The sequence below is a fragment of the Marinobacterium ramblicola genome (assembly GCF_019084545.1).
Classification (GTDB): Bacteria; Pseudomonadota; Gammaproteobacteria; order Pseudomonadales; family Balneatricaceae; genus Marinobacterium_D; species Marinobacterium_D ramblicola.
This window is the reverse complement of sequence record NZ_JAHREP010000001.1, coordinates 178,440-201,048: the sequence shown is the minus strand read 5'-3', so window position 1 is coordinate 201,048 and position 22,609 is coordinate 178,440. Positions and strand designations below refer to the sequence as shown.

At 57.8% G+C, this 22,609-nt stretch carries 24 protein-coding genes and 4 tRNA genes; 8 read left to right on the top strand and 20 right to left on the bottom strand.

What is annotated here, in order from left to right; genetic code table 11:
* Nucleotides 1-7: 7 nt before the first annotated feature.
* The 7 genes from KQ940_RS00755 to KQ940_RS00725 all read right to left on the bottom strand — a co-directional run bounded on the left by KQ940_RS00755 (nt 8) and on the right by KQ940_RS00725 (nt 4,577).
* Nucleotides 8-83 (bottom strand) — tRNA-His (locus KQ940_RS00755).
* 13 nt (nt 84-96) lie between these two features.
* Nucleotides 97-181 (bottom strand) — tRNA-Leu (locus KQ940_RS00750).
* A gap of 44 nt (nt 182-225) precedes the next feature.
* A tRNA-His gene (locus KQ940_RS00745) sits at nt 226-301 on the bottom strand.
* 40 nt (nt 302-341) lie between these two features.
* Nucleotides 342-418: transfer RNA gene (locus KQ940_RS00740), tRNA-Arg, on the bottom strand.
* A gap of 173 nt (nt 419-591) precedes the next feature.
* Nucleotides 592-1,980, bottom strand: a complete 1,389-nt coding sequence (cysS, locus tag KQ940_RS00735; RefSeq protein ID WP_217410770.1) for a cysteine--tRNA ligase — start codon at nt 1,978-1,980, stop codon at nt 592-594.
* A gap of 43 nt (nt 1,981-2,023) precedes the next feature.
* Complete coding sequence (locus tag KQ940_RS00730) at nt 2,024-2,896, bottom strand: hypothetical protein (protein ID WP_217410769.1); 873 nt, start codon at nt 2,894-2,896, stop codon at nt 2,024-2,026.
* 1 nt (nt 2,897) lies between these two features.
* On the bottom strand, nt 2,898-4,577 hold the full coding sequence (locus KQ940_RS00725) for a glutamine--tRNA ligase/YqeY domain fusion protein (protein ID WP_217410767.1): 1,680 nt from the start codon (nt 4,575-4,577) through the stop codon (nt 2,898-2,900).
* 208 nt (nt 4,578-4,785) lie between these two features.
* Between KQ940_RS00725 and KQ940_RS00720 the strand changes: the two genes are divergently transcribed.
* Together KQ940_RS00720 and KQ940_RS00715 are read left to right on the top strand one after the other, a co-directional pair.
* Nucleotides 4,786-5,295, top strand: coding sequence for a peptidylprolyl isomerase (locus tag KQ940_RS00720; RefSeq protein ID WP_217410766.1), 510 nt, complete (start codon nt 4,786-4,788; stop codon nt 5,293-5,295).
* A gap of 2 nt (nt 5,296-5,297) precedes the next feature.
* Nucleotides 5,298-6,059 (top strand): UDP-2,3-diacylglucosamine diphosphatase, encoded by a 762-nt coding sequence (locus KQ940_RS00715; protein WP_217410765.1) that lies wholly within the window; start codon nt 5,298-5,300, stop codon nt 6,057-6,059.
* Here KQ940_RS00715 and KQ940_RS00710 read toward each other — a convergent pair.
* Nucleotides 6,038-6,664, bottom strand: coding sequence for a MiaE family protein (locus KQ940_RS00710; protein WP_217410764.1), 627 nt, complete (start codon nt 6,662-6,664; stop codon nt 6,038-6,040). The genes KQ940_RS00715 and KQ940_RS00710 overlap by 22 nt on opposite strands.
* Before the next feature lie 235 nt (nt 6,665-6,899).
* Between KQ940_RS00710 and KQ940_RS00705 the strand changes: the two genes are divergently transcribed.
* Complete coding sequence (locus KQ940_RS00705; protein ID WP_217410763.1) at nt 6,900-7,724, top strand: M48 family metallopeptidase; 825 nt, start codon at nt 6,900-6,902, stop codon at nt 7,722-7,724.
* Nucleotides 7,725-7,801: 77 nt separating this feature from the next.
* Here the strand turns inward: KQ940_RS00705 and KQ940_RS00700 are convergent, their stop codons facing one another.
* The 6 genes from KQ940_RS00700 to KQ940_RS00675 are packed head-to-tail and all read right to left on the bottom strand — an operon-like array spanning nt 7,802 to nt 11,684.
* Nucleotides 7,802-8,548 (bottom strand): phosphate/phosphite/phosphonate ABC transporter substrate-binding protein, encoded by a 747-nt coding sequence (locus tag KQ940_RS00700; protein ID WP_217410762.1) that lies wholly within the window; start codon nt 8,546-8,548, stop codon nt 7,802-7,804.
* 12 nt (nt 8,549-8,560) lie between these two features.
* Nucleotides 8,561-9,022: a PAS domain-containing protein gene (locus KQ940_RS00695; protein ID WP_217410761.1), complete on the bottom strand. Its 462-nt coding sequence runs from the start codon at nt 9,020-9,022 to the stop codon at nt 8,561-8,563.
* A 39-nt stretch (nt 9,023-9,061) separates the two neighbouring features.
* The gene (locus KQ940_RS00690; RefSeq protein WP_188747075.1) at nt 9,062-9,424 is read right to left on the bottom strand and encodes a roadblock/LC7 domain-containing protein; all 363 of its coding nucleotides are present in this window, start codon (nt 9,422-9,424) and stop codon (nt 9,062-9,064) included.
* A gap of 27 nt (nt 9,425-9,451) precedes the next feature.
* Entirely contained in the window at nt 9,452-10,102 is a 651-nt protein-coding gene (locus KQ940_RS00685) for a hypothetical protein (RefSeq protein WP_246589574.1), read from the bottom strand.
* A gap of 11 nt (nt 10,103-10,113) precedes the next feature.
* Entirely contained in the window at nt 10,114-11,169 is a 1,056-nt protein-coding gene (locus KQ940_RS00680; protein ID WP_217410759.1) for a hypothetical protein, read from the bottom strand.
* 53 nt (nt 11,170-11,222) lie between these two features.
* Nucleotides 11,223-11,684, bottom strand: coding sequence for a hypothetical protein (locus tag KQ940_RS00675; protein WP_217410758.1), 462 nt, complete (start codon nt 11,682-11,684; stop codon nt 11,223-11,225).
* Nucleotides 11,685-11,971: 287 nt separating this feature from the next.
* Here KQ940_RS00675 and acnB point away from each other — a divergent pair, with 287 nt between their 5' ends.
* The 3 genes from acnB (at nt 11,972) to KQ940_RS00660 (ending at nt 15,736) form a co-directional block, all read left to right on the top strand.
* Nucleotides 11,972-14,569, top strand: a complete 2,598-nt coding sequence (gene acnB / locus KQ940_RS00670; protein ID WP_217410757.1) for a bifunctional aconitate hydratase 2/2-methylisocitrate dehydratase — start codon at nt 11,972-11,974, stop codon at nt 14,567-14,569.
* Between the two features lie 190 nt (nt 14,570-14,759).
* Entirely contained in the window at nt 14,760-15,182 is a 423-nt protein-coding gene (locus KQ940_RS00665) for an immunity protein Imm33 domain-containing protein (protein WP_217410756.1), read from the top strand.
* Nucleotides 15,183-15,316: 134 nt separating this feature from the next.
* A complete protein-coding gene (locus KQ940_RS00660; protein ID WP_217410755.1) occupies nt 15,317-15,736 on the top strand; it encodes an Hsp20 family protein in 420 nt (139 codons plus the stop codon).
* 39 nt (nt 15,737-15,775) lie between these two features.
* On the opposite strand, the gene amrA is transcribed toward KQ940_RS00660, so the two are convergent.
* Together amrA and amrB are read right to left on the bottom strand one after the other, a co-directional pair.
* Nucleotides 15,776-16,348: an AmmeMemoRadiSam system protein A gene (amrA, locus tag KQ940_RS00655; RefSeq protein ID WP_217410753.1), complete on the bottom strand. Its 573-nt coding sequence runs from the start codon at nt 16,346-16,348 to the stop codon at nt 15,776-15,778.
* Nucleotides 16,326-17,126 (bottom strand): AmmeMemoRadiSam system protein B, encoded by an 801-nt coding sequence (amrB, locus tag KQ940_RS00650; protein WP_217410751.1) that lies wholly within the window; start codon nt 17,124-17,126, stop codon nt 16,326-16,328. Before amrB ends, amrA begins: the two co-directional genes overlap by 23 nt.
* Before the next feature lie 64 nt (nt 17,127-17,190).
* On the opposite strand from amrB, the gene amrS reads away from it, so the two are divergent.
* Nucleotides 17,191-18,309 carry an AmmeMemoRadiSam system radical SAM enzyme gene (gene amrS / locus KQ940_RS00645; protein WP_217410749.1) on the top strand — a complete coding sequence of 373 codons (1,119 nt, stop codon included), beginning with the start codon at nt 17,191-17,193 and terminating at the stop codon, nt 18,307-18,309.
* On the opposite strand, the gene KQ940_RS00640 is transcribed toward amrS, so the two are convergent.
* Nucleotides 18,266-19,279 carry a tRNA dihydrouridine synthase gene (locus tag KQ940_RS00640; protein WP_246589573.1) on the bottom strand — a complete coding sequence of 338 codons (1,014 nt, stop codon included), beginning with the start codon at nt 19,277-19,279 and terminating at the stop codon, nt 18,266-18,268. The genes amrS and KQ940_RS00640 overlap by 44 nt on opposite strands.
* A 39-nt stretch (nt 19,280-19,318) precedes the next feature.
* Between KQ940_RS00640 and thpR the strand changes: the two genes are divergently transcribed.
* The gene (gene thpR / locus KQ940_RS00635; RefSeq protein WP_217410748.1) at nt 19,319-19,867 is read left to right on the top strand and encodes an RNA 2',3'-cyclic phosphodiesterase; all 549 of its coding nucleotides are present in this window, start codon (nt 19,319-19,321) and stop codon (nt 19,865-19,867) included.
* Nucleotides 19,868-19,899: 32 nt separating this feature from the next.
* Here thpR and purF read toward each other — a convergent pair whose 3' ends face one another.
* The 3 genes from purF to KQ940_RS00620 form a co-directional block, all read right to left on the bottom strand.
* Nucleotides 19,900-21,423 carry an amidophosphoribosyltransferase gene (purF, locus tag KQ940_RS00630; protein ID WP_217410747.1) on the bottom strand — a complete coding sequence of 508 codons (1,524 nt, stop codon included), beginning with the start codon at nt 21,421-21,423 and terminating at the stop codon, nt 19,900-19,902.
* A gap of 49 nt (nt 21,424-21,472) precedes the next feature.
* The gene (locus tag KQ940_RS00625; RefSeq protein ID WP_217410746.1) at nt 21,473-21,967 is read right to left on the bottom strand and encodes a CvpA family protein; all 495 of its coding nucleotides are present in this window, start codon (nt 21,965-21,967) and stop codon (nt 21,473-21,475) included.
* A 63-nt stretch (nt 21,968-22,030) separates the two neighbouring features.
* Nucleotides 22,031-22,582, bottom strand: coding sequence for an SPOR domain-containing protein (locus tag KQ940_RS00620; RefSeq protein WP_217410745.1), 552 nt, complete (start codon nt 22,580-22,582; stop codon nt 22,031-22,033).
* Nucleotides 22,583-22,609: the final 27 nt, after the last annotated feature.

The following is a 22,609-nucleotide window of genomic DNA, read 5'->3' as shown; positions in this document are numbered from 1 at the left end:
GAGGGAATGGGGTGGATGATGGGGCTTGAACCCACGACCGCCGGAATCACAATCCGGAGCTCTGCCAACTGAGCTACATCCACCACTGTAAGGAAATGGTGCGGAAGGAGAGACTCGAACTCTCACGCCTTGCGGCACCGGAACCTAAATCCGGCGTGTATACCAATTTCACCACTTCCGCAACATGTACGCCGCCTTGGCTGCGCCATGATACTTGCGAGGGAATGGGGTGGATGATGGGGCTTGAACCCACGACCGCCGGAATCACAATCCGGAGCTCTGCCAACTGAGCTACATCCACCATAACCTTCGCATTGCCGGACTTTGCATTGCCGTGCAAGTGGCGCGCCCGGCAGGGCTCGAACCTGCAACCTACGGCTTAGAAGGCCGTTGCTCTATCCAATTGAGCTACGGGCGCCTCTTGCAGTCCAGCCTTCGCAACCAACCTGACGGCCCCGCCGCGAAGTGGTGCGTATCCTAAGGGAGGCAGCCTGAGCCGTCAATAGCGAGATTCAATTTTTTTAACAGAAACAAGGAGCTGTGCGATTTTCGCACAACTCCCTGAATAGCCGGGAGTTTCCCGATCGGCGATCAGCCCTCACGATACCAACTGGTATCTTCACGACCGTCCTTGAGTATAACCCCCTGCTCCGCCAACGCATCCCGTATACGGTCCGCCTCGGCAAAATCGCGATCCTTGCGGGCTTGATTGCGGGCCTGGATCTGAAGCTCTATCTCGTCGGCAGTGATTTCGCCCGCTTTGTCCTCCCCTTTCAGGAAAGCCTCAGGCGACTGCTGCAGCAACCCAAGCACACCTCCGAGGCGCTTCAGCTGCGCCGCCAGGGCACCAGCCGTAGCACTCTGCTCACGTACCGCCTTGTTCAGTTCGGTCACCAGGTCGAACAGCACCGCCAGGGCGCGCGGGGTGCTGAAATCATCATCCATCGCCTGCTGGAAACGCGCTTCATAGTCGTTGTCGAGCCCGACCTCCCCCCCTTCAGGCGCGTCACGCAGCGCCTGATAGAAGCGCTCCAACGCCTGGCGCGCTTCCCTCAGACTCTCTTCCGAATAGTCGATATAGCTACGGTAGTGCACCGATGAGAGGAAGTAGCGCACCACCTCCGCGTTGTACACCTTGAGCACGTCACGAATGGTAAAGAAGTTACCCAGCGACTTGGACATCTTCTCCTGATTTACCCGCACGGGACCGGCATGCATCCAGTAGTTGACGAAGGTCTGGCCGTTGGCGGCCTCCGACTGGGCGATCTCGTTTTCATGATGGGGGAACGGCAGGTCCGGGCCGCCACCGTGGATATCGAAGGTGTCACCCAGACAACATTTGGACATCGCCGAGCACTCGATATGCCAACCCGGCCGACCAGGCCCCCAGGGGGACTCCCAGCTGACTTCGCCGGCCTTGGCAGCTTTCCAGAGCACGAAATCGAGCGGACTCTCTTTGGCCTCACCGACCTCGACGCGCGCTCCCGAGCGCAGCTCCTCAACCACCTTGTTGGTAAGACGGCCGTAGTGCTCGAACTTCTCGACGCGGTAGTACACGTCACCATTGTCCGCGACGTAGGCATAGCCCTTGTCGATCAAGGTCTGCACCATATCGATGATATCGCCCATATGACCGGTCGCACGCGGCTCCATATCCGGGCGCAGCACACCCAGACGATCCTCATCCTCATGCATGGCCGCAATCATACGTTCCGTCAGCGCGTCGACCGGTTCGCCGTTTTCCGCGGCTCGCTTGATGATCTTGTCATCGACATCGGTGATGTTGCGCACATAGGTGACGTCCCAGCCACGATAGCGCAGATAGCGCGTAATCAGATCGAAGCAGACCATTACACGGGCATGACCTATATGGCAGTAGTCGTACACGGTTATGCCACATACATACATCCGTATCTTGCCCTTCTCCAACGGCGTGAACGGGGATTTGGATTTGGTCAGTGTGTTGTGGATTTGCAGCATCAAATTTCGCCAATCGCAGATAAATGTTTAGTCTTCGTGCCCGTTATTCGATACGGACTCGCCCAAGTCTAGCCTCACCAAGCAGGCTGTTTTCGCTCGTCAGCAACAGGTCGTCGCCGTGCCAGACTACCGCCTCCCATTGGCCCGACGGCCACAGAATATAGCGGGTGGCGGCCGACCAATCGGGCGTGCGGCCCTGAACCGGAACTCGCCAGATAAAGGTATCGCTGTGCAGACGTCCGCGGGTGTAACCCAGCACCACCAACTCCTTACGGCGCGCGCTGTAATCCATACCGGTCACCAGCCCGCTGACAGGCCAGATCTCGTCGGCTTCGACCGACTGCCTATCACGGCTGATATCGAGCCGATAAAGCCTGGAGGTGGAGCTGGCCCAGCCCTTGGTCAGCAGCCAGAGTTCTCCCTCGACAGTCGTGATCGCCTCGCAGTCGTTGTCGTGCGCTTGCGGACCCGCCACCGGCGTGGGATCGGCCAGTTGAAACTCCACGGACCGCGCCTCCACATCCCGCCCTTCCGGAGCGTCATTCAACTGCTGCCAGCCAACGGAGTAGAGTTGTAACCACTCGCGCCGCCCGCTGTTGTTGCCGCAGTCTGCCACGATCAACCGCTCATCGTCGGAAGCCATCGATTCCCAGTCGGTATTGACCGCACCGGCAAGTCGTACTCGACGCTCAACCTGTCCCTGCGCATCCAATCGATAGAGCCAGGACCCATTACCGCTATCATTCAGCGTCCAGATCCGGCCCTTATTGAGCGCCAACGCCGAGCTTTCGCCGATCTCGTTACTGATTGCCCCGAGGGTTTCCACCTCAAGATAACCCTGCCCGTCCGCAGCGGGCAGTGCCGAGCAGCCGCCCAGCACAAGCATCGACACTAGAGACAGCACCCGGCGCAGCATTTTACTTACCCTGAATCTTCGCCCAGGAGTCTCTCAGCCCCACGGTACGGTTGAAGACCATGCGATTTTCGGTGGTGTCCGGGTCGACGCAGAAATAGCCCTGACGCTCAAACTGGAAACGACTCTCGACCGCGGCGTGCTTGAGACCGATCTCGGCATGGGCATTCGGAAACACCACCAGCGACTCCGGATTGATGAACTCGTGGAAGTCGCGCTCTTTGTCGCCATCCGGGTTCGCCTCGGTAAACAGCCGCTCGTAGGCACGTACCTCACAGGGCACAGCGTTATCCGCCGATACCCAGTGAATTACACCGTTGGGCTTGTAATCGGTTGGATTGGCACCGTGCGTCTGCGGATCGAAGCTGGCCTTGAGCTCTACCACCTCACCAGTCTCATCACGTACCACCTCTTCACAGCGGACGACATAGGCGCCACGCAGTCGAACCGCTTCGCCCGGCGCCAGGCGCTTCCACTTTTTCGGCGGAACTTCGGCAAAATCTTCGCGTTCGATCAGCAGGTTACGAGTAAACGGCACCTTACGAATCCCCATCGACTCATCCTTAGGATGCGCCGGTAACTCAAACCACGCCAACTCACCCTCGGGCATATTGGTTATGGTCAGCTTGATCGGGTCGATGACACACATGGCACGCGGCGCATTGGCGTCAAGATCCTCACGCACGGCTGCTTCCAGCATGCCCATATCGACAATACCGTTGGAACGGGTCACGCCGATCATGTCGCAGAAATTGCGGATCGATGCCGGAGTATAGCCGCGACGACGCAGGCCCGAGATGGTCGGCATGCGCGGATCGTTCCATCCACTCACCTTCTGTTCGTCTACCAGCAGCTTCAACTTGCGCTTGCTGGTGACCGTGTAGTTCAGGTTCAGTCGGGCAAATTCGTACTGGCGCGGCTTGGCCGGTACCGGCAGATTCTCGACAAACCAATCGTAGAGCGGCCGGTGATCCTCGAACTCCAGCGTACAGATCGAGTGGGTAACGCCCTCAAGCGCATCCGACTGACCGTGAGCAAAATCGTACGAGGGGTAGATGCACCACTTATCGCCGCTCTGGTGATGATGCGCCTTGCGGATACGGTAGATCACCGGATCGCGCAGGTTGATATTGGCTGCTGCCATGTCGATCTTGGCGCGCAGCACGCACTCGCCTTCATCAAATGCGCCGGCGCGCATCTTTTCGAACAGGTCCAGGTTTTCCTCCACGCTGCGCTCACGGTAGGGGCTATTCTTGCCCGCCTCGGTCAGCGTGCCGCGGTATTCGCGCATCTCATGCGCACTGAGGCTGTCAACATAGGCCTTACCCTCCTTGATCAGGTGTAAAGCCCACTCATACAGCGTATCGAAGTAGTCGGAGGTGTAGCGGATATCACCCGCCCATTCGAAACCCAGCCAGCGCACATCGGATACGATGGAGTCGATATACTCCTGACTCTCCTTCTCCGGATTGGTGTCATCGAAGCGAAGATTGCATTGACCACCGTACTTCAGTGCGGTACCGAAGTTGAGGCAGATCGACTTGGCATGGCCGATATGCAGGTAACCATTGGGTTCAGGTGGAAAACGGGTAACGACCTTACCGTCGTTCGCACCGCTTTTAAGATCCTCTTCGATGATCTGATGGATAAAGTTGGTCGGCTTGGAGCTATCGTTTTTGGTCATATCCGCGTCTTATCGATACTGTGTTGACGCAGCCGCACCCGATTATCAATGCGGCTGAAACCCGAGCGCGACATTATAACCGTAGATTCGACGCCAACGCACTGTCGACTGAGGACCGAAATCCGCTGTCATATTGACGTATACAATTACGACTTGAGTATAATGGTCCGTCTAATAACTAAATATTGCGGAACGGGACCAGCCTAACATGATCACCCTGCACACCAATCATGGCGATATCAAGCTTGAGCTGAACTACGAAAAAGCCCCTAAAACAGCAGCCAACTTTGAGCAGTATGTACGCGAAGGATTCTACGACGGTGTGATTTTTCATCGCGTGATCGACGGCTTCATGATCCAGGGCGGCGGATTCGAGCCAGGCATGGTGAACAAGAAGACACATGCACCAATCGAGAATGAAGCGGATAACGGGCTCTCCAACAAGACCGGCACTGTCGCCATGGCACGCACCATGGACCCGCACTCGGCATCGGCGCAGTTCTTCATCAACGTCTCCGACAACCTGTTTCTCGACCATACCGCCAAGACCACCGAAGGATGGGGCTATGCCGTGTTCGGCGAAGTCAAGGAGGGGATGGACGTGATCAACAAGATCAAATCCGTACGCACCACCATGCGCGCCGGTCACCAGGACGTACCAGTTGAGGATGTGATCATCGAGCGCGCAGTGGTCAGCGACGAGTCAGACGACGCCTGATCATGCGCCAGCTGTTTATTGCAGACCTGCATCTGCAACCCGAGCGCCCGGAACTGTTCCGGGCGTTTCGCTATTTTCTCGACAGCATTGCCAGGCCAGGCGACACGCTCTACATGCTTGGCGATATCTTCGAGTATTGGATCGGCGACGATGCACCGCTGCCCGGACTCGAACCCATTTTCCAGCGGATACGTGCACTGAGCGATGCCGGGAGCCATATATACTTCCAGCACGGCAATCGCGATTTTCTCGTCGGCCAGACATTGATGTCACGCTTGGGTGCGGAGCTCCTGCCCGAAGCCCAGCGTATCGAACTCCCCACTGGCGCCGCCCTGGTCATGCATGGCGACCAGCTCTGCACCGACGACACTGCGTACCAGCAGTTCCGCACCCAGGTACGCGACCCGCAGTGGCAACAACGCTTTCTGTCACAACCAGCGGAGCAGCGTGAGGCGATCGCCCGACAGATGCGCCAGCAGAGTCAGCAGCAAGGCGCGATGAAAACCGAGACGATCATGGACGTCAACGCCGATGCGGTGCGCCAGACCATGTTGGCGCACGGCGTCGAACTGCTGATCCACGGACACACCCATCGCCCACACATTCACCAACACCAGATCGCACCCAACAGAGGCGAGCGCATCGTGCTGGGAGACTGGTCCGAGAGCGGCTGGTATCTGCTGGCGGATGAATCGGGGCGAGAACTGATCCGTTTCACCCCCGGCCTCACCCCAAAGCAGGATCAGGCCGCCGCCTCCTCTTGAACGGGAGCTCCGCTGTGGAAGCGGAACTCCGTATCAGGCTCTTCGATAAGTGCCTGTTCCAGCGCTCTAAAATAAGCCACGCGCTCATCGATCGGCTCGCCGGCATACTCGCGAGCCAACCCCAGGTAATCCTGATAGTGCCGCCCCTCAGACTTCAGCAGCGAGCGGTAAAATTTGCCCAGCTCATCGTCAAGATAGGGTGCCAGTGCCGCAAAACGCTCACAGGAACGCGCCTCGATAAACGCACCGATGATCAGCAGATCGATCAAGCGGCCGGGCTCACTGGTACGCACAGCCTGACGCAATCCCTGCGCATAACGCGCAGGCGAAAGGTGGCCATACTCTATGCCACGCGCCTCCATCAGCGACAGACACTGTTCAAAATGGATCAGCTCCTCACGCGCCAGGCGGGACATCTTATTGAGCAGGTCACTGCGATCGACATAGCGAAACATCAGATTCATCGCGGTCGACGCCGCCTTCTTCTCACAATGCGCGTGATCGATCAGCAGAATCGGCAAAGACTCGGGCTTCGCCGCCCGATCTATCCAGCCTTGAGGTGTAGGGCAGGCCAAAAAGGCCAGAATTTCATTCAACGCATCCATCGAGCAATCTGCTACCCGCCGCCGGTATTGTGAAATTTTGTCGTGGGTTTGTTAACGGTGGCGGCCTGCTTTTTAACAAACTTGAGGGCGAAAATTCTAACAGACTCCAATCGGCAATAGCCAACCTGGTCACAGACCGAAATTCAGGGGCACACCTCTTTCCAATCGCTGTTTACACACCCGCTGAGCGGGAGCGATACTGACGCCCTGTACTGAAGGACCGAGATTTAACTTGATGAAACGCGTTATTTTAGCCGCCCTGCTCGGCGCCGCCACAGCTGGCTGTGCCCTCTCCCCCACCGGCGAGAAAACCCTGCTGCTTAACTCCGCATCGCAGATGAACACGATCGGCAGACAATCGTTCGAGCAGATGAAGCAGCAGCAACCGATCGAAAAGGATGTGCAGACCAATCGCTACGTCGAGTGCGTGGCCAACGCCATTGTTGCCCAGATCCCGCCGGAATATGGCTACGCCCCCGAGTCCTGGGAGCTGGTCGTATTCAAAAGTGATGAAATCAACGCCTTCGCACTACCTGGAGCCAAGATAGGCGTCTATACCGGCATGGTTAAACTGGCTAAAAATCAACATCAGCTGGCTTCGGTCATCGGCCACGAAGTCGCTCATGTTCTGGCCCAGCACAGCAATGCACGGCTCAGCCAACAACAGCTGACACAGCTGGGCCTTGCCACCACCTCGCTGATCCTTGCTGACCGGGTCGACAACGGTACCCAACAGGCAATGATGAATGCTCTCGGCCTTGGCGCCCAATATGGCATCTTGCTGCCTTACAGCCGACTGCATGAAAGCGAAGCCGATCGAATGGGGCAGGAGTTGATGGCAAGAGCCGGGTTCGATCCCAGCGAGGCCGCCAGGCTATGGCAGGAGATGGCACAGCAGGCCGGTTCCACTCCACTCGAATTTCTTTCCACCCATCCGGCACCCTCGACCCGCATTCGCCAGCTCGATACCCAAGCGGCAAGCCTGACTCACACTTGGCAACAAGCGCAGGCCGCAGGCGCACGACCCGATTGCGACCGGCTGAAGCCCAAGCAGGGTTAATAAGACTGGAAAAACAAAGGGCCGATGCTGCGAGATATCAGCGTCGGCCCCATCATCATCGAAACGGATAACAGCGATCAGATTACCAACGTATCGATCAGATCGATCATAAACTCGGTCTGCTCGACACTCATCGATTCCCAGCGCTTGATCCCCATGCTCTCGAGCACCCCAGCGCCTTTCGGCTCGGTATGCATATTAACCAGCAACCTGCTCAGCGGGTCCGCATAATCCTGCATTTTGGGTCCGATCAGCAGCGAGTGATGTACGACGCTGATCTGGCTACTCACCAGCACCTTCATCTGCTTCTTGATCAGATCGGACAGCTCGTCAAAGCCCTGTTTCAGGAAAAACCCGACATCGGCATCCCCTCTCAATAGCGCCTTGGCCACCAGGATATAGGTATCGTACTCACGCTGGGTGATATTGTGCCTGTCGAGATCAGCGGGCTCGAGCATAATCATCCCGATGGTGTGCACATCGGGATCGGCGGTTGTTGCCAGACGTACGCCAGCCGAAAGGTCCTCGACCGCCTCTGCACTGCTGCTAGCCGGCACGACCACCACCGCCTCGTCCCGCTTGCCCGCGGGCCGGACCACCGCCTTGAAGCCGTGTTCACGCACCAGCATCGACGCATCGTAGGGGTTGGCGTAGATCAGATCGATCTTGCCGGCACGAATCGCCTCACGCTGCTCATCAAAACTATCGAACAACTCAAGATGGATCTCCGTCTCCAGATTGCGCTGCAGCCAGGTATTGAAGTAGAACCAGCCCGACATATGATCCGGCGCGAAATCGGGACTGACCGTAAAATTGAAAGGCATAATCCCCGCTCCCTACATCAATGTGCTGTAAAGCTGTTCACTCTCGGTAATTTTGCTGCGTGAAGGCTTGCGTCGAACGGAGGTGTAGCCGACCAGCCTGCCATCGCGAACATTGGGTATCACGGTGGCCTTAACCCAATAGTAACGCCCATCTTTGCGCAGGTTCTTGACGTACCCCTGCCATTTTTCGCCGCTCTCGATGGTGTCCCACAACCCCTTGAACGCGACCGCCGGCATGTCCGGGTGGCGCAGGATATTATGGTTGGCCCCGACCAGCTCTTCACGGCTGTAGGCCGACATATCGACGAAGGCCTGATTCACGTGCGTGATGAACCCTTTCAGGTCGGTCCTCGACACGATCAGTTTGCCATCGGGAAATGCAACCTCTTCATCAATGATGGTTGCGACACGTTCGGTGCCGTCATAATACTTAATCAGCTCTTCTCGGACTGTGCCGGTATCCTTCTCGGACATGATACGACTCCTCTAATAGCGTTTAGGCAAGTAACGGGCTCAGAGCACCTTGCCTATCGCTTCAGCAGCGCGTTTCACGTCGAGGAAAATAAGCCCCAACCGAGCATTGGGCTTTGCGACAACGGTCAATACGGACTCATCGTTGGCATGAGTCATCAGTATGTAGCCCTGATCACCCTTTACCAGGACCTGCTCAAGCTCCCCTCGCGCCAGCTCCCGCGCCGTACGCTCACCAAGCGACAGGATCGCAGCGCTCATGGCGCCAACCCGGTCCTCGTCCATACTCGCCGGCAGCAGAGAGTCGATCACCAAGCCATCGGTTGAAATGACGGCACACGCCTCGATTTCGGTCGAGGTACTGTTCAAATCACGCAAAATCGTATTCAGCATTTCCGCGCGCATGAAAATCTCCTTTTCCACTGCAAAGTCTTAGTGATCCAGATAGCGCCGGATCAGAACTGATGTCAGATCAACAAAGGGCTGCCGATTGAGGTAGGGCATACCTTCAATAATCAATAGAAATTTTTCCCGACCAATCGATAGCACCCAAAACCCCAGGTCACTCTGCCCGACAGCATTGACCAATGCCCAGGAGCAACCGTACAGGCCAAGATTGTCATTGATCAGCTTACTGTGCCGTTCACTTAACATCATGATATCTGCCGCGAGACCGGCGACCGCCTCCTCGTCGGCAGCGGAAAACCCTTTCTGCGCCAGAGAAAATCCCTGCTCATCAGCCAACAGTACCTTGCCCTCACCCAAAGGCGCGATAAGGTCCGGCAGTATCTTTTCCAGGGAACCGGTCACGATCTCGTTCGGGTTTGGCAACAGCTCGATAAAGTTACGAGAGTGCATATCAACGAGGATCTGTTGCGCACCTTCGGCATCAAGCCCGGTCAGCCTTTCCAGCAGGGCCGGAATATAAGGAACCGGAGTGTCGGAACTCAGCAACTGCAACAGCAATGCACGCATTTGATCCGGTTCGCCACTAAAAGTAGCGTAGTAAGCACCCGCTGGAAGCACTTGAAAATACAACGTTTCATCACTTTCGCCGTGTGGTTTGAGGGATTGAACGCTCATGCGTCATCTCCTTATCTACGCTCGAATAATCCGGCCGCATCGGCAGCGGCCATAAACGAAAACACATACCGTTGAGGAAGCTTGAGCAGCCGAACGATCTCCAATGCACTGCGAGATTCTACAGCCCAGGCTTTAGCAATATTTTCCGCTTGAGGAGGCAGCATAAACCGCTGCAGATCGGAAACGCCGTTGAAACGGTACCGCTCTGCGGGATCAAGATGGTCGGGCAGACGCCCTGCTGAGGTTAAAAGCCCCAACATCCAAAGCAGTTGGTCACGCTTGGCGATGGGGTCAACCGGGGACTTCAGCTCAGCCGGATGGCAATCCAGCTCACCAAATCCGAATCGACTGCTGGCCATCTGCACAAGCAGGTCAGGATCAAGATCGTAACTGAACAGATCCCGATCAGGAAAATAGATAAACGCTCCCGGGATTCCGCTTACCTGCATCGGAACCTGTTGCTCTTGCGCAAGCTGGACCATTTTATTCACCTGATCGAGAAAGCGCCCCTCAAGCGAAAAGAGGATACGCTTACTCCATCCAGGCAACTCTGGATCGAGATCGGGCAGCGAGCCACAGGCTCTGCGCATCAGTGTATCGCGCTCAGCCTCGCTCCAACGCATAATCAACCGCGATTTACTCGCGTCGCGAACCGTGTTCAACGGCTGGGGTTTGGGCGCCGGCTTGGGAGCGGACACACCCGCTTCGGCGATCAACGCTTTCAGATCGACCGGCTCCATCTTCAGCGCTGTTTTACCTTTGGCCTCCTCCGGCGCCCCCCCGGAGGGGAATCTGACTGCCCTCTTGTGCAGATCATCCAGCACCCGGGCCAGCATCGACTTTAACCCAGTCACTTCAAGTGGCCGCTTTAACTCCAGCACTCCGCGAGGCGCACTGATCTCGGAGACTACCGCTATTACGGGACAGTCCGGCCTGGATGCATACCACTCGAGAAACTGTTGGAGATCCGCCTCTGTGGTCAGGTTAACCAGCAGCGCAGCTGCACGCTCTGGTGATTCGAGCCTCAATCCGGGGTTGTTCGAGCTATCGAAGAACACTTCGAGCATACCCAGCTCGCGCCCGGAAAAGCCTAAAAGTCCTATTGAATATGCCACTACCGTCATTGCAAGCCAACCACCGTTGGCATACCACCGTTACTTAACACGGACTCTCCTTGTGACAGTGCTCGCAGACGATCCAGATCACCGGATTCGCTGACCTGGTGCATAAGCTTGAAATGAGACTGCTGGAGTAGCGGCCTGGATTGATCCAGCATCCGCTTGATCAAATAACGTCCACGGCCATGCAGCACCAACATCAGGTCGACCAGCGCACCCGTCAGGTGATCGGAATCCCGGCTTTTGATCGACAGGTACACACGCCTGATATGGTTGCGCAGCTGTTTGGGGCGCGCTGCGACCCGGCGCTGCAGATAACGAAGAACTATCACATTTTCCTCGCCACGGTATATCAGATGACTATCTTCCTGAATCCGGAACAGTTCGAGCTGTCGCCTGATCTGGAATTGAAGCGCACCGTCCCCGGCAGATGGTTCCATCGGGTCGACTAACGGCACATTCATGGACAATCCTCCATGTTCCAAACAGCTGTATGATGCGTTATACGTGGGTCGCGGGTGACAAGCAACATCAGGCTTACTTTAGTTGATGCGTATCAATGAGCACAATTTACGTGAAGCTAGACCCAAAGTCTAAGGCCCAAGATTGTCGACAAACTTAACTTTAAGCCTCCCTTCAGCTAAAATTCGCGTCGCCAAACACCAATCGATACCCAATCGATATGTCGCCGGACAAGCGGGTGAGGCTTTACAAAGCGCATCCGGCGATTACAACTGATGAGGGCCTAGTCGTGCTAGAAGCTTACCGTAAACATGTAGAAGAACGCGCCGCAGAAGGCGTGCCGCCGAAACCCCTGGATCCGGAACAGACCGCAGCCCTGATTGAGCTGCTGAAGAACCCTCCCGCAGGTGAAGAGGAGTTCCTGCTCGATCTGCTGGCCAACCGTATTCCGGCCGGGGTGGACCAGGCAGCATACGTAAAGGCGGGCTTCCTGGCAGCGATTGCCAAGGGCGAAGCGTCTTCACCGCTCGTCGACAAGGTCAAGGCTGTAGAGCTGCTTGGCACCATGCTCGGCGGCTACAACATTGCACCGCTTGTCGAGTCACTGGATAACGAAGCCCTGGCACCGACCGCTGCCAAAGCGCTCTCTCACACCCTGCTGATGTTCGATGCCTTCCATGATGTGAAGGAGAAGATGGACGCCGGCAACGCCTACGCCAAGCAGGTCGTCGAGTCCTGGGCCAACGGCGAGTGGTTCACCAGCAAACCCAAGCTGGAAGACAAGATCACCGTTACCGTATTCAAGGTACCGGGTGAAACCAACACCGACGACCTGTCTCCGGCACCGGATGCCTGGTCTCGCCCTGATATCCCGCTGCACGCCAATGCCATGCTGAAGATGGAGCGCGAGGGGATCAATCCGGAACTGCCGGGCGTAAAAGGCCCGCTGGCGCAGATCGAAGAGGTTAAAGCCAAGGGCTTCCCGGTTGCCTATGTCGGCGACGTGGTCGGTACCGGCTCCTCCCGCAAGTCCGCTACCAACTCCGTGCTCTGGTTCTTCGGTGACGATATCCCCCACGTACCGAACAAGCGCGCTGGCGGTTACTGCTTCGGCGGCAAGATCGCGCCGATCTTCTATAACACCATGGAAGACGCCGGCGCCCTGCCGATCGAAATGCCGGTCGACAAGATGGAGATGGGTGACGTCATCGACGTTTACCCATACGAAGGCAAGGTCTGCAAGCACGGCACCGATGAAGTGATCAGTACATTCGAGCTGAAAACTCAGGTGCTGCTCGACGAGGTTCGTGCCGGCGGCCGTATACCACTGATTATCGGGCGCGGTCTGACCGAGAAAGCTCGCGAAGCCCTGGGCCTTGGCCACTCCGACCTGTTCCGCAAGCCGGATCAGCCGGCCGACACCGGCAAGGGTTACACCCTGGCGCAGAAGATGGTCGGCAAGGCCTGCGGCCTGGCGGGCGTACGTCCGGGCATGTACTGCGAGCCGAAGATGACCACTGTCGGCTCTCAGGACACCACCGGTCCGATGACCCGCGACGAGTTGAAGGATCTGGCGTGCCTGGGCTTCTCCGCCGACCTGGTGATGCAGTCCTTCTGCCACACCGCGGCTTATCCGAAACCGGTCGACGTGACCACCCACCACACTCTGCCGGACTTCATCATGAACCGCGGCGGTGTTTCCCTGCGCCCGGGCGACGGTGTCATCCACTCCTGGCTGAACCGCATGCTGCTGCCCGATACCGTGGGTACCGGTGGTGACTCCCACACCCGTTTCCCGCTGGGCATCTCCTTTCCGGCCGGTTCCGGCCTGGTCGCCTTCGCCGCTGCTACTGGCGTTATGCCGCTGGACATGCCGGAATCTGTACTGGTTCGCTTCAAGGGCAAGCGCAACCCGGGCATCACCCTGCGTGACCTGGTACACGCCATCCCCTACTACGCGATCAAGCAGGGTCTGCTGACCGTAGAGAAAGCGGGCAAGAAGAACGCCTTCTCCGGCCGCGTACTGGAGATCGAAGGCCTGGAAGAGCTGACCGTCGAGCAGGCGTTCGAACTGTCAGATGCCTCTGCCGAGCGCTCCGCTGCAGGTTGTACCATCACCCTGTCCGAGGATTCCGTGGCCGAGTACCTGCGTTCCAACATCGTCATGCTGAAGTGGATGATCGCGGAAGGCTATGGCGACGTTCGCACCATCGAGCGTCGTATCAAGGGCATGGAGGAGTGGCTGGCCAACCCGAGCCTGATGCGCGCCGACGCGGATGCCGAGTACGCCGAAGTGATCGAGATCGACATGTCCGAGATCAAGGAGCCGATCCTGTGCGCGCCGAACGATCCGGATGACGCCCGCCTGCTGTCCGACGTGGCCGGCGACAAGATCGACGAAGTGTTCATCGGCTCCTGCATGACCAACATCGGTCACTTCCGTGCTGCCGGCAAACTGCTGGAAGCCTCCGGCCAGACGATCCCGACCCGCATGTGGATCGCGCCGCCGACCAAGATGGACCAGGCCCAGCTGTCCGACGAAGGCTACTACAGCATCTTCGGCAAGGCCGGTGCCCGCATGGAGATGCCGGGTTGCTCGCTGTGCATGGGTAACCAGGCGCGCGTGGCTGCCAAGTCGACCGTTGTATCCACCTCTACCCGCAACTTCCCGAACCGTCTGGGCGACGGCGCCAACGTCTACCTGGCGTCCGCTGAGCTGGCGGCGGTTGCGGCACTGGAGGGCAAACTACCGACTCCGGAAGAGTACATGGCTTACGCGAGCAAGATCGACAGCATGGCCGGCGAAGTCTATCGCTACCTGAACTTCGATCAGATCGACAACTACGTCGCGAAAGCGTCCAGCGTGATCCCGACCGTAGAAGCCTGAGATTGAAGCCGCTCCAATACGCGGCTTGACCGAAAAGCCCCGGCATCGTCCGGGGCTTTTTCATTATGTACAGGACGTACCTTATACCGCGGGCGCAGGGATGCGCAGGAGCGGCGCCCCGCCTTCGATGCCCAACGGATTAAAGGTACAATGGACACCGCAGCCAAATAGCCAGATGAGGAGCCCCTAGATGCGCAAACCCGACGCCGACCAGCCACTCAACACAGACGATGAAACCAACCAGACCAAGAACGGCTTTTTGGCCCTGGTATCCCGTCTTGTATTCGACGAAAAGCTGCCGGTACGCTTCATGTACAAAACCGTTCCCGAGCATCTAAACGACACCGGCTGGCGCATGTATACCGGCTATGAGACCGACGAGTTTCTCGACAATGAGCAGATCAATCTGCTGCCGATGACTATCGAGCGCATGGTTCAACTCGATCCATCCCTGACCGATCTGGTCAGCTACAACGCCGGCACCGTCTGGGAGCGCACCCCTGAGTCCGATGGTTGGGAGCGTGTATACGATTTCCGAATTCCGGCTCCCCGGGTTGAGGTCGAAATTACCAACGACGTGGATAGGTTCAAGTCGCCCCGTGAAGGCAGTTAAATTTATCCCTTGAAATCCAGTTTGGCTGTCCCTATCTAAGCAATTAGGCGCCGACGCTCATCAAGAGGCCGGCGCCCAAGCCAGGCCCCGATGGGCTGGCAGATACTTCCATATTGCTCAATGAGGATATGCCAATGCGTAATTTCGACCTGTCTCCGCTCTACCGTTCCGCTATCGGTTTTGACCGTCTGGCTTCCATGCTTGACGCCGCCAACCGCAGCAACGAACAGCAACCCAGCTACCCGCCCTACAACATCGAACTGCTGGGCGAGAACGAGTACCGCATCACCATGGCGGTTGCCGGCTTCAACAACAGCGAAATCGACATCCAGACCGAAAACGGTAACCTGACCATCACCGGGCGCAAAGAGACCGATGAGCAGGAGCACAAATATCTCTACCAAGGCATTGCCGCGCGCAATTTTGAGCGCAGGTTCCAGCTTGCCGACCATGTCCGCGTGATCAAGGCATCACTGGAACACGGACTGCTGCATGTGGATCTGGTACGTGAGATACCGGAAGCGATGAAGAGCCGACGCATCGAGATCGAATAAACGCGAGGGCTATCACGAAACGGCTGCCACCGGCAGCCGTTACTCATTTACCAGCAGCCGGCCTTTGGCGTGCTGCGTTTCATATCGATACCAACGCATCCGGTCAGACCAGGCGAAGGGTGACAATCCCGCCTTGCTTCTCAGCGCCGCAATAAACTCCTGCGGCTCCGGCAACTGTTCCCATACCGTCGGCAGAAAGGTCGCGCGACACCCCTCCTCTTCGACGATCACGCCATCCACCCCCGGCCTGAGCTCTGCAAGCAGCTCAGCCTCGGTATCGACATTGATCTGAAGCGCAGGGGTCAGTACCGACACCTCCAACTCGATGTCGCCCAATTCATTGCGCTCCAGCGGTGAAAAACGTGGATCAGAAAAGGCCGCATTCCGTGCGTTTTCGATCAAGTCGCGCCCCAGGGAGCGAACCGGTTCCAGCGTACCGATACAACCTCGCAGCCTGCCGTGGCTGGTCAATGTAACAAAACAGGAACCCGGCGCTTCCAGCCACCCGGGCACCTGCGGTTTATCGCATAATTCAAATGCGCTGAGCAGGCTCTCCCGCGACAACGCCAGCATCTGTCTCAGTTGATCCTCAGTAAAGGACGTAGCTGCCATATCCCACCACCTGATCCTGACCTCCGGCGGTATCGCCAGAATTACGAAGATCCAATCTCTCGACTTTCAACCCCTTGCGCCTTGCCGCCAGCATCAAGCCATTCAACGCATAGGCACCACAAGCCTGATCCGGCCGAATATCGGCTCGAAGCGTCTGTAATTCGTCATCTGTCTCCCCATCGATCAACCGCGCCTCTGCATAGCTGTGATAGTGGCTCAAGTCGCTACTGACCAGTACAAGGGTATCCGACTGCGCCCAGGCCCAATCCACCAGATCGGCGACCGCCTCCGCCGACACCTGGCCCACCACCAGGGGAATCAGCTTTACGCCGGGCAACAGCTCCTGCAGGAACGGCAGTTGAACCTCGAGGCAGTGTTCATACTGGTGCACATCCGGACGGATCTGGATATCGAACCGCCGTTCCAACTCGGCCAACGCCCGGGTATCGATCGACACCGAACCATTAGGCATCTCGAATATTTCCGCATCGGGCGCGGCGATGCCGTGCAGCGGCACCCGATGGTTAGGACCAAGCATTAAGACTCTTCGCCAACGGTGACCTTTGGCTAAGCACGCCTTCAACAGATTGTATGCCCGCGCGGCGATGGGCCCCGAATAGACCAGGCCGGCATGAGGCACTATCAACGCCCGGGCGTTATCCGGCAGCTCTCCGGATACCGGATTATCGGTTAGCAGTTGCAACACCATTCGGCGCAAAGCCTCCGCCTGCCCCGGATAGAACAACCCCGCAACAGCGGCTGGACGAATACGGCTCATATAACACTCCACACCGGTTACTGATCTAAAATTATAGTCAGTAAGCGGGCCAACGGAGTACGGCATGAGCGATCAACAACTGGAGAGCGACAGCGTACCGACGCGCTGGTGGCATCGAATCTCCGACAACAAGATTCAATGCGATATCTGTCCGCGCTACTGTCATATCAGTGATGGCCAGCGTGGACTGTGTTTCGTCCGCGGCGCAGAAAATGGCGAGGTCCGGCTGTACAGCTACGGTCGCTCCAGCGGCTTCTGTATCGATCCGATCGAGAAAAAACCACTGAACCACTTCCTTCCGGGCACACCGGTACTTTCATTTGGTACCGCGGGCTGCAACCTGGCCTGCCGATTTTGCCAGAATTGGGACATGAGCAAATCAAGGGAGATGGATACCCTTACGCAGCGCGCAACTCCGGAGATGATCGCCCTCTCCGCGAAGCGATACGGCTGTCGCAGCATCGCCTTCACCTACAACGACCCGGTGATTTTTCACGAGTACGCCATCGACTGCGCCATCGCCGCCCGTGAACAGGGGATCAAGAGCGTTGCCGTATCCGCCGGTTACGTCTGCCCCGGGCCACGTAGCGAGTTTTACCGCCACATGGATGCCGCCAATATCGACCTCAAAGCCTTTACCGAACGTTTTTATCACCGCATCTGCGGCGGGCACCTCGCGACAGTGCTCGAAACCCTGGAGTACCTGCGTAACGAGACCGATGTCTGGTTCGAACTAACCACCCTGCTGATACCGGAAGAGAACGACTCCGATCAGGAGATCCGAGAGATGTCGCGCTGGATCCATGACCATCTCGGCCCCAAAACCCCTCTGCACTTCAGCGCTTTCCATCCGGACTGGAAGATGCTGGACAAGCCACCCACACCTCCGGCCACACTCACCCGGGCGCGACGCATTGCGCGCGACGAGGGACTGCTGTTCGTTTACACCGGCAATGTGCACGACACCGATGGAGGCTCAACCTGGTGCCCGGGTTGCGGGACCCTGCTGATCGAACGTGACTGGTACAGATTGGGAAGATGGGGGCTGGATGCACAGGGATGCTGCGCGAGCTGCGGCGAGTCCATTCCAGGCGTGTTCGAATCCCAGCCCGGCGACTGGGGCGCTCGGCGGCAGCCGATCAGGCTGATAGAGCCTCGGCAGCGCTCACAGGATCCCAGTTAGCATCAGCGGCGGGCATATCTAGACGATACTGCAGGCGAGCCTGGGACAGCAGCTCCAGCAACCGCTCAGGCTCCCTCTCTGTGCGCAGCAGTGGGAACAGCTCCTTCGCCTGCGGGAAGTGCCAACCCAGCATCTGCAACCACTGCTTTAACCGCCCATGGACGTGGCGGGGCGACAGATCCTGCATCACCTGGCGATGAAAGCGTTCAAGCAACAGCAACACCTCGGCCCAAGCCGCTTCCGGCCCGAGCGTTTCGCCCTTTATCGCTCTCGCCAGGAAAGGATTAGCCACCAGACCGCGCCCGATCATCACATCATCACAACCGCTGATTTCGCGACAACGGCGGTAATCTTCAAGGGCCCACACCTCGCCATTGGCGATCACCGGCAATTTCACCGCCTCACGGATACGTGCAATCCACTCCCAGTGGGCAGGCGGCTTGTAGCCCTCCTCCTTGGTACGGGCATGCACAACGAGAGACTGTGCACCGGCCGATTCTATCGCCCAGGCGTTCTCCAGGGCTCTTGATTTGTCCCGGTAGCCCAGACGCATCTTCGCACTCACCGGGATCCGAGACGGCACCGCCCGGCGCACGGCGGAGACTATCTCGCCAACCAACTCAGGCTCATCCAGCAGGACCGCACCGCCACGACTCTTGTTTACGGTTTTTGCAGGACAACCAAAATTCAGATCGATTCCAGGCGCTCCCAGTTCGACCGCCAACGCCGCATTCTCGGCAACCACTTGTGGGTCGCTGCCCAGCAGTTGAAGCAAAACCAGGGTACCCGACCGGGTATAGCCCTGCTGATTGAGTTCAGGCGCCAGACGGTGAAATACGGTGCGCGGCAACAGGCGGTCGGAGACACGGATAAACTCGGTGACGCACTGGTCCACACCGCCCACCTCGGTGAGTAAATCACGCAGCGTATAGTCGACGACACCCTCCATCGGGGCCAGAATGATTCGCATGGGCTTTACCCTGAGTAAAACAGTACTAGGCTGCATTGTATGGGTGAAAACAGGAAAACGAACAGGCTGTTTATCGCTGTCGAGTTGAACGAGATGCTGCAAGAGCGTATCGCCTTGCGCCGCCCCGATCTGCGCGATCTACGCTGGATTGCGCCGGAGCGGCTGCACCTGACCTTGGCGTTCATCGGCTCCCTGGACGAGCCCCGAATGCAGAGGCTCGACGAAGCCCTGAATCGCATCCGCTTCCGCCCGTTCGAACTGGAACTGAGCCGGCTAGGAGTATTTAGCCAGCGCACGCTATGGCTTGGATGCGAGCCGAACCAGGATCTGGATCAACTTCACCAGGCGATACGGACGACTCTGGAAACCCTGGCGATAAAGGTCGACTCGCGACCCTATCGACCCCATATCACCGTCGCCTACAGCCGAGCGCCGCTCACGGAGCATCTGATTGCCCAACTGGATAACGAACTGGTACCGGAGCCGATGTCGATGCGAGTGGATCAGTTCGTGCTGAAAAACAGCATTCTCAGCAACGACAGCGCCCCTATACACCAGACGCTGCGGCTCTATAACCCGCTTCCCTGAACGTTTTACACAGCCGCAGTCGTATGCCGGCGTCACTCGATGCGGCTTAGCAGGTCGGCCGATTCATTATCACCGGCATGGCCGCCATCACCTGCAGCTTTGGCCCCGTCGTTACGGCGCTCCTCAAGGCGGCGCAGGTAACTCGGCGACACCGTCCCGGTCACATAGAGACCGTCAAATACACAGGTATCGAACTCGGTGATATGCGGGTTGTATTTGGACACGGACGCTTTCAGATCGTCCAGATCCTGGTACAGCATCCAGTCGCAGCCGATGTACTTACCGATCTCTTCCGCGGTACGGCCATGGGCAACCAGTTCGCTGGCCGCCGGCATATCGATGCCGTACACGTTGGGGTAGCGCACCTCAGGGGCTGCCGAGGCGAAATAGACCTTGCGTGCACCCGCCTCACGGGCCATCTGCACGATCTGCTTGGACGTGGTGCCGCGCACGATCGAGTCGTCAACCAGCATCACCACCTTGTCCTTGAACTCGGCCAGGATCGGATTGAGCTTCTGACGCACCGACTTCTTGCGCTGAGTCTGCCCTGGCATGATGAAGGTTCGACCGATGTAGCGGTTCTTGATAAAGCCTTCGCGGAACTTGACCCCCAGGCTGTTTGCCATCTCCAGTGCGGCGGTACGGCTGGTATCGGGAATCGGGATGATCACGTCGATATCGTGATCCGGCATCACCCGCTTAACTTTTTCAGCCAGCTTGACCCCCATCTCCATACGCGCTTCATGCACGGAGATACCATCGATGATCGAATCGGGTCGAGCCAGATAGACGTATTCGAACAGACAGGGCGCCAGTTTGGTATTTTCGGCACACGTCTGCGTGAACACCTGGCCATGAGTATCGATAAAGATCGCCTCACCCGGCTCCAGGTCACGCTCAAGAACAAAGCCCGAGGTATCCAGCGCTACGCTTTCCGATGCCACCATGTATTCGATACCGGCCTCGGTTTCACGCTTGCCGTACACCAGCGGACGGATACCGCAGGGATCACGGAACGCCACAATACCGTAACCGGTAATGATGGCGACGACGGCATAACCGCCCTGGCAGCGTTCATGTACGCGCTTGACCGCCTTAAAGATATCCTCGGCGGACGGACGCAGCTTGCCAAGCGCCTGCAGCTCATGTGCAAAGATGTTGAGCAGTACTTCCGAGTCCGATGTAGTGTTGATATGACGCAGGTCGGAGCGGAAGATCTCGTCGGCCAGCTGCTCGGTATTGGTCAGGTTACCGTTATGCGCCAACGCAATACCGTACGGCGAGTTGACGTAAAACGGCTGAGCCTCGGCAGAGCTGGAGCTACCCGCGGTGGGGTAACGCACATGCCCTATCCCCATATTCCCCTCCAGGCGCTTCATATGCCGGGTGCGGAACACCTCATTGACCAGGCCGTTATCCTTACGCAGAAAGAATCGGTTACCCTCGCAGGTCACCATACCGGCCGCATCCTGGCCGCGGTGCTGCAGCACCGTCAGCGCATCGAAGATGGTCTGGTTGACGTAGGTTTTGGCAACGATGCCGACGATACCGCACATTCAGTTCACCTCAGACGGAACATAAGTAGCTGTAGTTTGCATGAAGGGATCAACGCCCGACGTTCCAGATCATCTGACCGACATCGGAAGCGACAGCGCGCGTCCACCCCTCCATCAACACGAAATGGGGAATCAGGCTGGACTCCTGCCACCATGAATCCTGGACTGCCGGCGTCATGCCGAGCAGCGCGACGATCACCACGACGACGAGCGCTCCGCGGACTGCGCCGAAGCCTATACCCAGCACCCTATCCGTCGCGCTGAGTCCGGTAGCCGATACGAGCGCACCGATCAACATACCGATCAGCGCGCCAACGATTAGCGTAATGATAAACAAGATAGCAAAGGCAGCCATCAATCGAAGTGACGGGGTAGCGATATAATCCTGCAGCACTACTGACAGCGAGGCAGCAAAGAGCCGAGCGACAATAAAAGCGATAACCCAGGATGCCAGCGAAACCGCCTCTCGAACGAAGCCGCGACGCAGACTCAGCACGCTTGATATCGCCACGATTGCAAGTATGACCCAGTCAGCCCAGTTCATCGATAACCACCCCTGAAAACAGCGCGCATTCTAACAGAGCCTGCCAGCGAACCCAACGGCCGATCACTGTGTCGTAAAACGCACGACGATACCGTCCAAGGCGTACTCCTGCTTCAACTGCGCCTGGAGCTTCTCCAGCCGCGTTCGCTGCAGTTCCGGGCCCACAAAAACCTTTACCAGGCCAGCCATATGGCGGATGTAGACCTTATACCCAGCCTCCAGCAACTCAGAACGCAGCGCCCGTGCATTGGACTCATCGCGGAAACTGGCGAGTTGCAGCGTCCAGGCCACCGGAACGCCTTCTTGATCCAGCCCCGGTGTATCCGAGGTTGGATCAAGACTGGGCTCCACCTTATCGATCGCCTCCTGCAACGGCTCGACCGGCACGCTGACCACGGCAGGCTCAGCCGGCAAGGCCGGCTCGGCAGTGCTGGGCAAGGGTTGCAGCTGCGGCTCCACTATGGCTAATCCAACAGGTTCCGGGGCCGGCGGAATACGGCTTTCCAGGTGTCTTTCGCGATAGCCGGCGCCATCCAGCAGCAGCGGCAATATGGCAGCGCCAACAATCACAACTGCGCACAGTCCAAGTACCCGTTTTTTCTGCTCTCTGTTCATGCCCTGCATTCCGTCATTTAAGCCCGG